Genomic DNA, 13,542 nt, shown 5'->3' with positions numbered 1-13,542 from the left:
TCGCTCCGACAGGGTATCGCCGGAGCGATGCGGTTCAGGCTCAGGCCTTGCTGTCGAGATGGCGCTGGTGCGCCTCGATCAGGATCTGCTTGGCCTCAGCGGCGCCACCCCAACCGTCCAGCTTGACCCACTTGCCCTTCTCCAGATCCTTGTAATGCTCGAAGAAGTGGCCAATGCGCTCCAGCCAGTGGCTCGAGACCTGGGCGATGTCTTCGACGTGGGCGTAGCCGCTGAAGATCTTCGAGACCGGCACGGCCAGGATCTTCTCGTCGCTGCCTGCCTCATCGCTCATCTTCAGCACACCGACCGGACGGCAGCGCACGACCGAGCCCGGCACCAGCGGCAGCGGCAGCACCACCAGCACGTCGGCCGGATCGCCGTCGCCACACAAGGTGCTCGGCACGTAGCCGTAGTTGCACGGATAGCGCATCGGGGTGGACAGGATGCGGTCGACGAAGATCGCGCCGGTTTCCTTGTCCACTTCGTACTTCACCGGCTCCGAGTCCTTCGGGATCTCGATGATGACGTTGATTTCTTCCGGCGGGTTCTTGCCGGGCGAGACGAGTTCCAGGCCCATGGTGTGCTCCAGGTGGGGATATAGACGGATAGCTCACCATTTTATGCCTTTGCCGGGCGCTGTGCAGGGTAGGGCAGGGCCGACCTGGGTGCTCGGCCATGGCGGAGGAGCCAGAGCGGGGTTTCCCGATGGGTTCGACCCGGTCCCCGCGGCAGGCTGGACGTCCTTGCCAAGGAGACTTGCCATGAACTGGAACCGCTTGGGCTGTTGTGCCTTGCTGCTGCTGGCGCCGCTGCCCGCGCTCGCGCGCGGGTTGCATGTCAACCTGATTGACTATCCCTCCGACGAGGCCGGATGGGACCGTGCCTTTGCGCTGGAGGACGCGGTCGCCGGCGAATTCGCCGCATGGTGTGCCGACACCTTGTGTGAAGGTGATTACAGCAACTACCGGGTGATGGAGTTCCGCTGCGCCGTGCTCGCCCACCGCGGCACCGTGCAGCGCTGTGTCTGGGTGGTGGCCGCCAGCGAGCTGGAGGTTGAGCCCGACACGGGACACGTGCGGATCGACAACGGGAGCTGGGTCTGTCCGGTCGAAATGCAGCCCGGGGTGCCCGTCGACGCGTTCTACGCCTCCCTGGAAGCGCCGGGCGGCCTGACCGCGCCTTTGCCTGGGCTTGACCACGGCATCTTCGATGGGTTGCCTGAATGCCTGCGCACGCAGGGGAGGGTGGGCTGATGGGGAGCTTCCGTAGATGCTGGCTGTTGTGTGGCGTGCTGTCTGTCAGCCTGCCGTGCGCCGGTGTCGCGCAGGCTGCGCCTGCGTTCGTCGATGCGCGGGATTACGCCGGCCCGGGGGGCGGCCACGAGCGTTTCCTTGCTGCCGAGCGGCAACTGGTGCGTGGCTTCGATGAGGTATGTGGCGATACCTTCTGCGAGGGCGAGTACATCAATCTGTGGGCCATGCGCCTGCGCTGTTCCGTGGACCAGGCCACGGGGGTGGTTGTCCAGTGTGTATGGACCTTCGCCGGTAGCAACACCAGGGTAAAGTCCAGCGGCCTGATCACGGTCAACCGCGGACGCTATGCCTGCGTGCTGCCGCTGGCAACCGGAACACGCCTGGAAACCCTGTTGCAGGTGTGGGAAACGGGGGACGGGTTCGATGCGTTGCACGCGCCGCTGCCCGGCACGACTGCCAATACGTACGACGCACTGGTTGATTGCCTGTAGTCCCGGCAACGATACGAATGTGACTTATTCGCATTACCGGAGTAGCATGCGCGGTGCCTCCCGTCTGTCGTCCCGGCTCCGCGCATGTCCTCCAATGCTGCCTCCCTCACTGAGCTGCTGATCCGCGAGCGGCCCGCGCTGCTGCGCCGGGTGCAGCGCATCCTCGGGGGCGACAACGGCGCCGAGGACGTGATCCAGGCGGTCTGGTTCAAGGCCCGTGGGGTCGGTGACAGCCAGGCGATCGGCAACCCGCGGGCCTATCTGTATCGGCTGGCCGCCAACCTTGCCACTGACCACGGCCGCGAATCGAGCCGCCGCAACCGGCTGCTGGTCGACCACTACCTGTGGGGGGCCGACGAGGTGATCTCCACCGAGGAGCAGGCCATGGCACAGGATGAGCTGCAGCGGGTGCTCGATGCGGCGGGTCACCTGCCGGAGCCGACCCGCACCATCTTCCGGCTCAACCGCCTGCAGGGCCTCACCCAGGCCGAGATCGCACGCCGCTTGGGGGTGTCGGTGACCACCGTCGAGAATCATGTGCGCTCCGCGCTGCAGCGCCTGGCCTGGGCGCGCAGCGGTCGATGAGCGCGCCGGCTTGGGGCTGGCCTTCGCGCAGACGTCTTGATCACTGGACCGTGGATGCGGTCTAGTTCCCCGCCTGCGCTTGAATGCGCCTGTCCGCCAGCCGATGAGCCCGCCGAACATGCAGCCCGCCGCCAATGACGATGCCCTGGCCGAACAAGCCCGGGACTGGATCGCGTGGCTGGCCTCGGTGACATCAGCGATGCACGCATGCAGGCGTTCGAGCACTGGCTGCAACAGCCGGGGCACCGCAGGGCCTTCGAACACGAGCGCGCGTTGTGGCGCAGTGTCGGGCCGCGCCCACAGGCCGCCGGGGCCAGCCGATGGCGTGGGCCGCATCGACTGCGCTGGGCGATGGCTGTGGCGGCAATGCTGGCGATGCTGGTGGCATGGCCGGAGGCGTGGCTGCGCCTGCAGTCCGATCATCGCAGCACGCATCAGGTGCAGCACGTGCGGCTGCCCGATGGCAGTCGGGCGGTGCTGGATGCGGACAGTGCGATTGCCGTGCGCTTCGATGCGGACGCCCGCGAGGTCGAGCTGCTGCGCGGGCGCGCCTGGTTCGAGGTAAGCCCGGATGCACAGCGGCGTTTCAGCGTGCGCGCCGGCAATGGCCTGGTCGAGGACATCTCGACCGCGTTCACCGTGGCGCGTGGAGACGAGGGGGTGGAAACCCAGGTTGGGCAGGGCAGGGTGCGCGTGGCCAGCCCGGCCGACGGTGGCTGGACCTACCTGCAGCAGGGGCAGCGCGCCGTCTACACTGAACGTGGCGGGGTCATGCGACGGGCTGACGTGACCGCCGACAGCGTCGGCGCCTGGCGCCAGGGCGAGCTGCTGCTGGAGCAGGCCAGCGTCGCCGATGCGGTGCAGTGGGTGGGGCGCTATCGCGCGGGGCCGACCTTCGTGCGCGGTGATCTGTCACGTCTGCCTGCAGTGAGTGCTGCGTTGCGCATCGACCGCCCGGAACAGGCGCTGGATGCGCTGGCGGCAACGGCAGGTCTTCAGGTTACTCGTCTTCCATTCGGCGTCGCCATCGTGCAGTAGATCCACGCCACGCGTGGATGAGCGTCCCTGTGCCGACCATCGGTCGGCACCCACCGCTACCACCGGCCGACCAACGGTCGGCACCCACCGCGCCCGTCGGCATCCCCGCGACCGCAAATCGCTCTTGGGGTTGTCGCGCGCCCAGCCGTCTTACCCGGCGAACGTACCCGCCGTCGCCACGTACGTCGCCGTGTCCGCCCGTGTTGCGGATGACGCCGCGTTCGCGGCACCGATTACCTGACAGGTTCTTCCATGTTCGACTCCCACCGCTCGGGCCGCGTACTGCGCCCGTCCCGTCTGTGCATTGCGTTGCTTGCCGCCGGGCTGGTCAGTACGACGCCACCCGCACTGGCGCAGAGCGCCCGCAGCGAGCACGCGGCCGTACTGCGCTTTGATATTCCTGCACAACCGCTGGATGAGGCCCTGCGCAGCTACATGCGCCAATCCGGCGTGCAGGTGGTGTACCCCGCATCGCTGGCACACGGCGTAACCTCCCACGCGGTCAGCGGCAGCCTGTCGGCCGACCAGGCGTTGCAGCGCCTGCTGCAGGGCAGTGGCGTGGCGGTGCGCCGGGTCAGCGCCGATGCGGCCACTCTGGGGGCAGCAACGCCGGTGCCGGCCGATAGCGGTGTGATCGTCACCGACACGCTGAGTGTGGCCGGCGACCGCGTCGACAGCGGTGCGAACAACGACGAAGCGCGCCTGCTCGACAGCTATCGCAGCGTGGGTTCGACCACCACGCTCGACCGCACGCATCTGGAGCGTTTCCGCGGCACCTCCAACGGTGACATCGTCAAGGGGGTGGCCGCTGTCACCGCCGGTGATCCGCGCGTGGGCAACGGCTTCGACGTCAACATCCGTGGCATCCAGGGCCAGGGCCGCGTACCGGTGATCATCGACGGTGGCCAGTCCAGCATGGACACCTACCGCGGCTATGCGGGCCAGTCACAGCGCACCTACCTCGACCCCGACCTGATCTCCAGCTTGACCATCACCAAGGGCCCGAGCCTGCAGGCCAACGCGTCCGGTGGCATCGGCGGCGTGGTCGAGATGGAGACGTTGAAGATCGGTGACGTGCTGCGCGAGGGCCGCGACTTCGGCGTGCGCGTGCGCGGTGGCCTGACCAATGGCAGTGCCAACAACCTGCCATCATACAGTGCGGCGCCGCGCAGCGATCGCAGCGCTACCGGCAGCCAGTTCTTCAACGTGGCCGGTGCCGGTCACTGGGACCGCTTCGACCTGGTTGCGGCCTACGCGTACCGGGACAACGGCAACTACTTCTCCGGCAAGCATGGCTACGATGATTTCCCGCAGACGCGGCGCACGCTGGCGCCGCTGAATCCGCCGCGTACCGAAGTGTTCAATACCTCCTCGCGTTCGAAGTCGGCGCTGCTCAAGGGCACCTGGCGCATCGATGACACGCAGAGCCTGGAAGCCGGCTACCGCCGCTATGAAGGCACGGCCGGCGAGATCATGGCCTCGCAGATCATCCGCGTCGACCGTGACCGCATCCCGCAGTGGGACCCGGGCCACGTCGACATGGACAGCTACACCCTGCGCTATCGCTTCAATCCGGACAGCGGGCTGATCGACCTGCGCGTCAACGCTGCGTACACCGACACCGACAGCGTGATGTACAACAGCCTGACCGGCATCACCCCGTGGTACTTCGACCGCCGCACAGAGTGGTATGACGCACCCAGCTTCAGTGGCGATCCCGGTTACAAGGATGCCTACCGCAATCCGTTGCGGCAGAAGCGCTTCGGCCTGGATGCCAGCAATACCTCCAGGTTCGACACCCGCGCCGGTGCGTTCACGCTCGACTACGGCCTGTCCTACAGCGACGAAGACATCGCCCCGGGCAGCTCGGGCCCGATCATGCACGATGACCTGGTCAACAACCGCTTCCTGCGTAATGCCGAGCGCAAGGAATACAGCGCCGTGGCCGCGCTGAAGTGGCAGCCCGACGAACACTGGGAGCTGCTGGCCGGTGGCCGCTGGAACCGGGTGGACGTGCACGACCGCAACCGGCTGGCCACGCCCGATGCCTACGAGGTGCAGGGCCAGTACCGCTACACCGAGCTGCTCAACGGCAACCCGGCACTGCCCTCGTGGCGCGCCAAGCGCATCGCGTTGCTGAACTGGTATCCGGATGCCAACGGCAACTTCACCCAGGCCTCGCTGCTGGCCTCGCGGTACAAGAAGGGTACGGTGGGCGACATCGCCGGCTGGAACTTCTACGACGCCGGCAAGCCGCAGGATCTGGAAGTGCCGGTCAGCTGGAGCTGGTCGCAGCCGATCCGCCGTCGCGACACCGCGTTCTCGCCGACCGCCAGCGTGGCCTACCGTTTCAGCGAAGACACCCTGGTCTACGTGAAGTACGCCGAAGGCACCAAGCTGCCGAGCCTGTTCGAGACCACGCTGGGCCTGTTCACCGCTGCCAAGCCGGTCGGTGAGCTGAAGCCGGAGCGCGCGCGCAGCTGGGAAATCGGTGCCAGCACCCTCCGCTACGACCTGTTTACCGCTGGCGACCGCCTGGCGCTGAAGCTGGCGTACTTCGATACCCGCATCGACGACCTGATCACCCGTGACTACCGCACGCTTTCGGCCGGCCTGATCCGCAACGTCGATCAGTTCAAGGTCTCGGGCATGGAATTCCAGTCCAGCTATGACAGCGGCAAGGTCTTCGCCGACCTGTCCGCGCATTACTATGTCAAGGCCAAGACCTGCGCGCCGGACATCGCCGCCGAGCGTCGTGCCTATGGTGCGCAGCGCAGGAACGACGAGCTGGCCAATACATCCAACTGCGTGGACGGTGGCTTCGAGGGCTCGTACACCAACACCCAGAACCCGCCGCGCTACACAGTCAACCTGATCCTGGGCTCGCGCCTGTTCGACGAGCGCCTGACCTTCGGCGCCCGCATGGTCCACAACGCTGGCCCGATCAGCAAGTTGGACAAGGACTGGAACGTGGGCCTGTCGGCGATCCAGCAGCTGTACCGGCCGAACACCTTGGTCGACCTGTTCGCCAGCTGGAGCTTCAACGACCAGCTGTCGGTGGAAGCCGGCGTCGACAACCTGACCGACCGTTACTACCTGGACCCGCTGGCCCTGGGCGTGATGCCGGCACCGGGCCGCACCGCGCGGTTGGCGTTGACCTGGACGTACTGACCGCCAGCGCAGAGGGCCTTTGGTGGGTGCGGACCTCGGTCCGCACCGCTTCTGCCGTGCAATCGCCAGCGTCTGGTCACGCCCGGCGTCTGCTTACAGCCCGGTCGACGCCTTCACCGCATCTTCGTGCAGCGACTCGTTCAACTCGTCCACCACGGTGGTCCATGCCGCATCGGCCTGCAGCGACTCGGCCAGGAACTGGCGCTGGGCATCGTTCCAGTAGGGCGCCTCGACGACTTCGACGTCGGTGGCCAGCTGGTGCTCGCGGATGAAGCGGGCGATGCCTTCGGCGCTGGCGTCCAGGCCCAGCTGCAGGAACAGGTTGGTCATGCGCGGTTCGGTGGTGATCATCGTCGGTTCCGGATGGACAAGGGGATGGCCCATTATCGGTGTAGACGGCCTTGGGGAAAGCCCCGCGGCAGACGTCTACAGCAGGACGACCCTCCTGGCATTCCCCCATGAACGCACACATCGCTCCCGAAGACAGCCGCAGCCTGCGGCTCAAGGCCGCCACCCGCGACAGCCACGTTGCGCTGGACAAGCGCATCATGGCCGGTGACATCTTCGCCGACCGCAGCAACTTCGCCCGTTTCCTGCGCGTGCAGTATCGCTTCCACCGCAGCATCGATGCGCTGTATGCCAACCCTGCCCTGGGCGAATTGCTGCCCGATCTTGGAGAGCGCCGGCGCCTGACACAGGTCGCGCGCGACCTGCAGGACCTGGAGCAGGCCCTGCCTGGCGCGGACATCGACGCGCTGCCCTCGGACCTCGCGCTGCCGACTGCGTTGGGTTGGCTGTACGTGGCCGAAGGCTCCAATCTCGGTGGCACCCTTCTGTACAAGATGGCGGCCAGGCTCGGCCTGCACCGTGATTTCGGCGCCCGCCACTTGGCCGCCCATCCCGATGGCGCAGCGCGCCACTGGCGCGAGTTCACCGCTGTGCTGGACGCGGTGCCGCTGAGTGCCGAGCAGGACCAGCAGGTGATCGATGCAGCCGACGCTGCGTTCCGCAGCGTGTACCGCCACGTCGAAGTGGAATTCGCCTGATGGGCGGCGCGCGCCCGCAGGTGCAGCGCTGATGCGCTGGCTCTGGTTCGCGCTGGGCTGGCTGATGGTCGGCCTCGGGGTGATCGGCGCATTGCTGCCAGTCATGCCGACCACCATCTTCCTGATCCTCGCGGTGGGCTGCTTCGCGCGCAGCTCGCCGAAGTTCGAGCAGCGCCTGCTGGCGCATCCACGCTACGGCCCGTCGCTGCGGCTGTGGCGCGAGCAGGGTGCCGTGTCGGGCAAGGGCAAGGCGTTTGCCAGCGCAGGCATGGCGGCGGGCTTTGCCCTGTTCTGCTGGGGCGCGCATCCGTCGTGGCGCCTGTTGCTCGGCGTGGGCCTGTTCTTTGCCGCCAGCGCCGGTTACGTGCTCAGCCGGCCGGCACCGCGACCGGAGCCCCATCCGGTCGTGGAAGTGGACGACGCCAACGATCCTCGCGCGGCCCGCCGCCGCCCGAGGTGGCCGGCGACCCGGTGAACGTGATGGTGCCCGTGCGGTTCTTCCTGCGCGGGCGGTGACCGCCATCGGGGTCGGATCCCTTTCCTGCGGAAAGGGTTCTGACCCCGTCGAGCCTGCCATCCACGCGTCGCGTGGATCTACAGCAGCGGCACCAGCAGCAGCGCCACGATGTTGATGATCTTGATCAGCGGATTGATTGCCGGGCCGGCGGTGTCCTTGTACGGGTCACCGACGGTATCGCCGGTCACCGCAGCCTTGTGCGCTTCGCTGCCCTTGCCACCGAAGTGGCCATCCTCGATGTATTTCTTGGCGTTGTCCCAGGCGCCGCCGCCGGTGGTCATCGAGATGGCCACGAACAGGCCGGTGACGATCGTGCCGATCAGCAGGCCGCCCAGTGCGCGCGGCCCCAGCAGCAGGCCGACCACCACCGGCACGGCGACCGGCAACAGCGAGGGCACGATCATTTCGCGGATCGCCGAGCGGGTCAGCATGTCCACCGCCTTGTCGTACTGCGGCTTGCCGGTGCCCTGCATGATGCCGGGGATCTCGCGGAACTGGCGGCGCACTTCTTCCACCACTGCGCCCGCCGCGCGGCCGACCGCTTCCATCGCCATCGCACCGAACAGGTAGGGAATCAGGCCGCCGATCAACAGGCCGATGATCACCGTGTGGTCGCTGAGATCGAAGCGGAACTCCTGGCCGGGATTGGCTGCCTGCAGGTTGTGGGTGTAGTCGGCGAACAGCACCAGTGCCGCCAGCGCCGCCGAGCCGATCGCATAGCCCTTGGTCACGGCCTTGGTGGTGTTGCCCACCGCATCCAGCGGGTCGGTGATGTCGCGGATCTCCGAAGGCAGCTCGGCCATTTCGGCGATGCCACCGGCGTTGTCGGTGATCGGGCCGTAGGCATCGAGGGCGACGATCATCCCTGCCATCGACAGCATCGCGGTTGCGGCAATGGCGATGCCGTACAGGCCGCCCAGCGCGAACGCACCCCAGATCGCCGCACACACCGCCACCACAGGCAGCGCGGTGGATTTCATCGAGATGCCGAGTCCGGCGATGATGTTGGTGCCGTGGCCGGTGGTCGAGGCCTGCGCCACGTGCTGCACCGGCTTGTACTGGGTGCCGGTGTAGTACTCGGTGATCCACACGATCAGGCCGGTCAGGACCAGGCCGATCAGCGCGCAGCCATACAGCGCCATCGGTCCATGCACGTTGTCGGACATCAGTCCGGTGGTGATCGGGTAGAAGGCGATGGCGGCCAGCACGCCGGAAACGATCACGCCCTTGTACAACGCGCCCATGATCGAGCCGCCTGGCTTCACCTTGACGAACAGCGCGCCGATGATCGAAGCGATGATCGACACGCCGCCCAGTACCAGCGGATACAGCACCGCGTTGGCACCGGCTTCGGCCAGCATCAGGCTGCCCAGCAGCATGGTGGCGATGACGGTCACCGCGTAGGTCTCGAACAGGTCGGCCGCCATGCCGGCGCAGTCGCCGACGTTGTCACCGACGTTGTCGGCGATCACCGCCGGGTTGCGCGGATCGTCCTCGGGAATGCCGGCTTCGACCTTGCCGACCAGGTCGGCACCGACGTCGGCGCCCTTGGTGAAGATGCCGCCGCCCAGGCGCGCGAAGATCGAGATCAGCGAGGAGCCGAAGGCCAGGCCGACCAGCGCGTGCAGCGCCTGTTCCATCGGCAGGCCCATGCGCAGCAGCAGTGCGTAGTAGCCGGCCACGCCCAGCAGGCCCAGCCCGACCACCAGCATGCCGGTGATCGCGCCGCCGCGGAAGGCGACGTCCATCGCCGCGCTGATGCCGTTGCGCGCCGCCTCTGCGGTACGCACGTTGGCGCGTACCGACACGTTCATGCCGATGTAGCCGGCGGCGCCGGACAGCACCGCGCCGACTGCAAAACCAATCGCGGTGTACCAGCTGAGGAAGATGCCGACCAGCACGAACAGCACCACGCCGGCGATGCCGATGGTCAGGTACTGGCGGTTGAGATAGGCACGCGCACCTTCCTGGATCGCGGTGGCGATCGCGATCATGCGTGCATTGCCGGTGGGTTGGCGCAGGATCCAGCGCGCCGAGACGATTCCGAACAGGATCGCGAGAATGGCGCAGCCCAGCGCCAGTGACAGCCCGTGACGTTCCAGCATTAGACCCCTCCGCAGAATGGATGTAGGCATCCAGTGGCGATGAACGGCACCACGAGGGGGACGACGGGCTGCAGCCTGGAACCAACCCGTACCGACCTTGGCGGTCGTCCGACGTATGGCGGTGTTCAGCATTCCCTGGTGCCCGCAGTATGCGTGCCGCCACTTGTAGAGTCGAGCCATGCTCGACCGGCTCCTCGGAGCCGCGGCGCATGCCGTCGGGCCCTGGGCATGATTCGCGAGCCAACGGCCTTTGCACCCCGTTAAGGCAGCCTCTGCAAGCCTGCGCACAGCCCCGTAGGAGATTCCCCATGCGCCTGTCCCTGTTGATGCTTGCCGCCCTGGTCCCGGCCGCACCGGCCTTCGCTGCGGAAACGCCGGAACTGCAGCGTGCGGTCGGTGCGCCGCAGGCGGTGGGCGCGGTGCATACGCTGCGGCAGATCCCCGAGGCCTGCGCGCGGCTGGAAGGTGCGTTCACCGGTGATGCCGCCGCGCCATATCGCTTCTCCGCCGTCCGGACCAGCGAGCAATGCCAGCCACGCGCGCGCTTCGTCGATTACACCAAGGCGCAGCCGAGTGCCGACAAGGGCTGGAAGCTCAATGATGTGATCCGCGTGCCCAACGCCGCGTGCCCGGCGCAGCAGGCGGTGGTGCGGGTGTGGCGCCTGCCGTCGAGCCACAAGGTAGAGCTGGACGGGCAGGGCCAATCGCGCATTTACCTGGAGGAGGCGAAGAAGCAGGCCGCCGCCGGCCAGATTCCGCAGGTGACGATGTTCGCCGCGCAGCTGCAGATGGAAGGCAAGGCCTGCAATTGAAGTCGCGTGGGTGGTGCACCCGTGCCGTCATCCACGGCCGACATCCGGCTGATCAATCCGCCAGCATTGCCCCGCGCGCCACCAGCAGCTCGCGCAATGCCCTGCGGTGGCAGTGCGCTTCATCCTCGCAGTAGCAGCCCACGCTGATGTCGCTGTGTTGCGACATCGCGGCCAGAAGGTCCAGCGCGTGGGCGGCATCGGGCGCCTTCATCTCGGCCTTGTAATGGCGGAAGAAGGCGGTCCAATCGGCCGCCGTCGTTGCCTCATGTGCCCGCTTCACCAGCTCCGCGCTGGGTGACAGCGTAGGAAACCAGACGTCGTACCAGTCCTGTCGGGCGAACTCGCTGCGCGGCACGCCGCGCGGTGGGCGCCGAACGGTGCCGATGCGCAGTCCCTCGCCGGGTTGGCGCGGCGTACCGAGTCGGACAACACGCAGTGCCATGATGATCTCCATGAAAAGGGGACGGAGGGAATTAAGTCGTATCCGACCCACTGCTGATGCTGTTGGAGATGACAGAGGGGCGTATGCGACTTAATCCCCTCCGTTCCCTTTTTCAGGTCAGCCTTCGAAGGCCGGCAGTTTCTGCTTCACCGCTACGTTCTTCAGGGTGACGTACTTCGGCAGGCCATCGGTGCCATAGGGAAGCGGTGCTTCGCCCTTGATCAATGGTGACAGGTAGGCGCGCGCCCTGGCCGTGATGCCGAAGCCATCGCGGCGGATGAAACCAGCCGGCATCTTCTTCTCGTGGTTGGCGATCTTCGACAGCGGCGCCGCTTCGATCTTCCAGCGATAGGGCGCATCGCTGCTGCGCACGATCACCGGCATCACGCCATTCTGGCCCTTCAGTGCCAGCTGCACCGCGGCCTTGCCCACCGCCTGCGCCTGCTCCCAGTCGGTCCTGCTGGCCAGGTGGCGGGCCGAGCGCTGCAGGTAATCGGGCAGTGCCCAGTGCACCTTCAGGCCCAGCTGATCCTTGACCCGGCCGGCCAGGTGCGCCGCCACGCCGCCGAGCTGCGAATGACCGAACGAGTCCTTGCCACCGCCGGCATCGGCAACGAAGCGGCCATCGGCGGTTGCAATGCCTTCCGACGCCACCACCACGCAGTAGCCGACGCGCTCGACCACGGCTTTCACCTTGGCCAGGAATGTGGCCTCGTCGTAGGCGCGCTCGGGCAGCAGGATGATGTGCGGCGCTTCGTCATCACCGTTGCCGGCCAGCCCGGCGGCGGCGGCCAGCCAGCCGGCGTGGCGGCCCATCGCTTCGTAGATGAAGACACGGGTGGACGTTTCGGCCATCGCCGCCACGTCCAGTGCTGCTTCGCGCACCGAGACCGCGGTGTACTTGGCCGCTGACCCGAAGCCGGGGCAGGTATCGGTAACGGCAAGGTCGTTGTCGATGGTCTTGGGCACGCCGATACAGGTCAGGTCGTAGCCGGAGGCCTTGGCCAGCTGCGAGACCTTCAGTGCGGTGTCGGCCGAGTCGTTGCCGCCGTTGTAGAGGAACCAGCGCACGTCGTGGGCCTGCAGCACCTCCAGCAGGCGGTCATAGCGGGCGCGGTCGGCATCCAGCGATTTCAGCTTGACCCGGCACGAGCCGAAGGCGCCGCCCGGGGTATGGGCGAGGGCGCGGATCGCGGCGGCACTCTCCCTGCTGGTGTCGATCAGGTCCTCGCGCAGCGCGCCGAGGATGCCGTTGCGGGCCGCCAGGACCTTGATGCCCTTGGCCCGGGCCTGCTCGATCACCGCTGCCGCCGTGGCATTGATGACGGCGGTGACACCGCCGGACTGGGCATAAAGGAGAGTACCGTTGCGCATGCTTCTACCTGCTCGGGGGAGGGGACATTGCAGGGACATTACCCGGATGCGGTAAAGTGGCGCTATTGCGGTGCAGCGATACCGGACCGTCCGGGACGCGAACCTTCTTTGTTTTCAACACGTTGGAGTCAGGTCAATGCGATTGGTTCTGTTGGGACCGCCCGGTTCGGGCAAGGGGACACAGGCGACGCGCCTGAAGGAAAAGCTGGGGATCGCCCACATTTCGACCGGTGACATGCTGCGCGCGGAAATCGCCGCCGGCACGGAGCTGGGCAAGCAGGCCAAGACGGTGATGGATGCCGGCAACCTGGTGTCGGACGACATCCTGCTGGGCATGCTGGAGTCGCGCCTGACCCAGGCTGATGTCGCCAAGGGCTTCATCCTCGATGGCTACCCGCGCAATGTGGCCCAGGCCAATGCGATGGATGGCCTGCTGGCCAAGATCGGCCAGCCGCTGGACGCGGTGGTGCAGCTGGATGTGCCCACCGAGCTGCTGGTGGACCGCATCGCCGGCCGCGCCAAGGAGCAGGGCCGCGCCGATGACAACCCGGAAGCGGTGCGCCAGCGCCTGCAGGTCTACAACGACCAGACCGCCCGGTGGTCGATTTCTACGCCGGCCGTGGCACCCTGGCCCGCGTCGATGGCGTCGGTGAGCTGGACGAGATCGAAGCCCGCATCCTGGCAGCGATCAAGGCCTGATCCGGCGGG

At 67.0% G+C, this 13,542-nt stretch carries 12 protein-coding genes and 2 pseudogenes; 9 read left to right on the top strand and 5 right to left on the bottom strand.

Going from position 1 to position 13,542, the window contains the following annotated elements; all coding sequences use genetic code 11:
* Positions 1 to 40: 40 nt before the first annotated feature.
* Positions 41 to 577, bottom strand: a complete 537-nt coding sequence (ppa, locus tag DL544_RS17160) for an inorganic diphosphatase (protein ID WP_005410935.1) — start codon at positions 575 to 577, stop codon at positions 41 to 43.
* Between the two features lie 184 nt (positions 578 to 761).
* Between ppa and DL544_RS17155 the strand changes: the two genes are divergently transcribed.
* The 5 genes and pseudogenes from DL544_RS17155 to DL544_RS17135 all read left to right on the top strand — a co-directional run bounded on the left by DL544_RS17155 (position 762) and on the right by DL544_RS17135 (position 6,538).
* Positions 762 to 1,253 carry a hypothetical protein gene (locus tag DL544_RS17155; protein ID WP_005419076.1) on the top strand — a complete coding sequence of 164 codons (492 nt, stop codon included), beginning with the start codon at positions 762 to 764 and terminating at the stop codon, positions 1,251 to 1,253.
* 35 nt (positions 1,254 to 1,288) lie between these two features.
* Entirely contained in the window at positions 1,289 to 1,744 is a 456-nt protein-coding gene (locus DL544_RS17150; RefSeq protein WP_081275746.1) for a hypothetical protein, read from the top strand.
* 84 nt (positions 1,745 to 1,828) lie between these two features.
* Positions 1,829 to 2,329, top strand: a complete 501-nt coding sequence (locus DL544_RS17145; RefSeq protein ID WP_065178353.1) for an RNA polymerase sigma factor — start codon at positions 1,829 to 1,831, stop codon at positions 2,327 to 2,329.
* Between the two features lie 103 nt (positions 2,330 to 2,432).
* Positions 2,433 to 3,367: pseudogene (locus DL544_RS17140) on the top strand (FecR family protein).
* Between the two features lie 252 nt (positions 3,368 to 3,619).
* A complete protein-coding gene (locus DL544_RS17135; protein WP_139727622.1) occupies positions 3,620 to 6,538 on the top strand; it encodes a TonB-dependent receptor in 2,919 nt (972 codons plus the stop codon).
* 93 nt (positions 6,539 to 6,631) lie between these two features.
* On the opposite strand, the gene DL544_RS17130 is transcribed toward DL544_RS17135, so the two are convergent.
* Complete coding sequence (locus DL544_RS17130; RefSeq protein WP_065185344.1) at positions 6,632 to 6,889, bottom strand: DUF2789 domain-containing protein; 258 nt, start codon at positions 6,887 to 6,889, stop codon at positions 6,632 to 6,634.
* Positions 6,890 to 6,996: 107 nt separating this feature from the next.
* Between DL544_RS17130 and DL544_RS17125 the strand changes: the two genes are divergently transcribed.
* Positions 6,997 to 7,584, top strand: a complete 588-nt coding sequence (locus tag DL544_RS17125; RefSeq protein WP_065178357.1) for a biliverdin-producing heme oxygenase — start codon at positions 6,997 to 6,999, stop codon at positions 7,582 to 7,584.
* A 31-nt stretch (positions 7,585 to 7,615) separates the two neighbouring features.
* Positions 7,616 to 8,059 (top strand): YbaN family protein, encoded by a 444-nt coding sequence (locus DL544_RS17120; RefSeq protein ID WP_065185343.1) that lies wholly within the window; start codon positions 7,616 to 7,618, stop codon positions 8,057 to 8,059.
* A 119-nt stretch (positions 8,060 to 8,178) separates the two neighbouring features.
* Here the strand turns inward: DL544_RS17120 and DL544_RS17115 are convergent, their stop codons facing one another.
* Positions 8,179 to 10,206, bottom strand: coding sequence for a sodium-translocating pyrophosphatase (locus DL544_RS17115; RefSeq protein ID WP_065185342.1), 2,028 nt, complete (start codon positions 10,204 to 10,206; stop codon positions 8,179 to 8,181).
* Positions 10,207 to 10,514: 308 nt separating this feature from the next.
* Here DL544_RS17115 and DL544_RS17110 point away from each other — a divergent pair, with 308 nt between their 5' ends.
* Complete coding sequence (locus DL544_RS17110) at positions 10,515 to 11,018, top strand: hypothetical protein (RefSeq protein ID WP_061480501.1); 504 nt, start codon at positions 10,515 to 10,517, stop codon at positions 11,016 to 11,018.
* A gap of 52 nt (positions 11,019 to 11,070) precedes the next feature.
* On the opposite strand, the gene DL544_RS17105 is transcribed toward DL544_RS17110, so the two are convergent.
* Positions 11,071 to 11,460, bottom strand: a complete 390-nt coding sequence (locus DL544_RS17105) for a DUF488 domain-containing protein (protein WP_005419050.1) — start codon at positions 11,458 to 11,460, stop codon at positions 11,071 to 11,073.
* Positions 11,461 to 11,577: 117 nt separating this feature from the next.
* Complete coding sequence (locus DL544_RS17100; RefSeq protein WP_139727620.1) at positions 11,578 to 12,834, bottom strand: 6-phosphofructokinase; 1,257 nt, start codon at positions 12,832 to 12,834, stop codon at positions 11,578 to 11,580.
* Positions 12,835 to 12,970: 136 nt separating this feature from the next.
* Here DL544_RS17100 and DL544_RS17095 point away from each other — a divergent pair.
* Positions 12,971 to 13,533 (top strand): annotated as a pseudogene (locus DL544_RS17095) (adenylate kinase).
* Positions 13,534 to 13,542 lie beyond the last annotated feature (9 nt).

Origin of the sequence: Stenotrophomonas sp. pho, assembly GCF_006228405.1 — a bacterium.
Taxonomy (GTDB): domain Bacteria; phylum Pseudomonadota; class Gammaproteobacteria; order Xanthomonadales; family Xanthomonadaceae; genus Stenotrophomonas; species Stenotrophomonas sepilia.
This window is presented reverse-complemented; position numbering and strand designations above follow the sequence as displayed.

Excerpts from the sequence above, each read along its gene's own strand:
- ppa (WP_005410935.1), bottom strand. The coding sequence starts at position 577 with ATGGGCCTGGAACTCGTCTCGCCCGGCAAGAACCCGCCGGAAGAAATC.
- DL544_RS17155 (WP_005419076.1), top strand. The coding sequence starts at position 762 with ATGAACTGGAACCGCTTGGGCTGTTGTGCCTTGCTGCTGCTGGCGCCG.
- DL544_RS17145 (WP_065178353.1), top strand. The coding sequence starts at position 1,829 with ATGTCCTCCAATGCTGCCTCCCTCACTGAGCTGCTGATCCGCGAGCGG.
- DL544_RS17135 (WP_139727622.1), top strand. The coding sequence starts at position 3,620 with ATGTTCGACTCCCACCGCTCGGGCCGCGTACTGCGCCCGTCCCGTCTG.
- DL544_RS17130 (WP_065185344.1), bottom strand. The coding sequence starts at position 6,889 with ATGATCACCACCGAACCGCGCATGACCAACCTGTTCCTGCAGCTGGGC.
- DL544_RS17125 (WP_065178357.1), top strand. The coding sequence starts at position 6,997 with ATGAACGCACACATCGCTCCCGAAGACAGCCGCAGCCTGCGGCTCAAG.
- DL544_RS17120 (WP_065185343.1), top strand. The coding sequence starts at position 7,616 with ATGCGCTGGCTCTGGTTCGCGCTGGGCTGGCTGATGGTCGGCCTCGGG.
- DL544_RS17115 (WP_065185342.1), bottom strand. The coding sequence starts at position 10,206 with ATGCTGGAACGTCACGGGCTGTCACTGGCGCTGGGCTGCGCCATTCTC.
- DL544_RS17110 (WP_061480501.1), top strand. The coding sequence starts at position 10,515 with ATGCGCCTGTCCCTGTTGATGCTTGCCGCCCTGGTCCCGGCCGCACCG.
- DL544_RS17105 (WP_005419050.1), bottom strand. The coding sequence starts at position 11,460 with ATGGCACTGCGTGTTGTCCGACTCGGTACGCCGCGCCAACCCGGCGAG.
- DL544_RS17100 (WP_139727620.1), bottom strand. The coding sequence starts at position 12,834 with ATGCGCAACGGTACTCTCCTTTATGCCCAGTCCGGCGGTGTCACCGCC.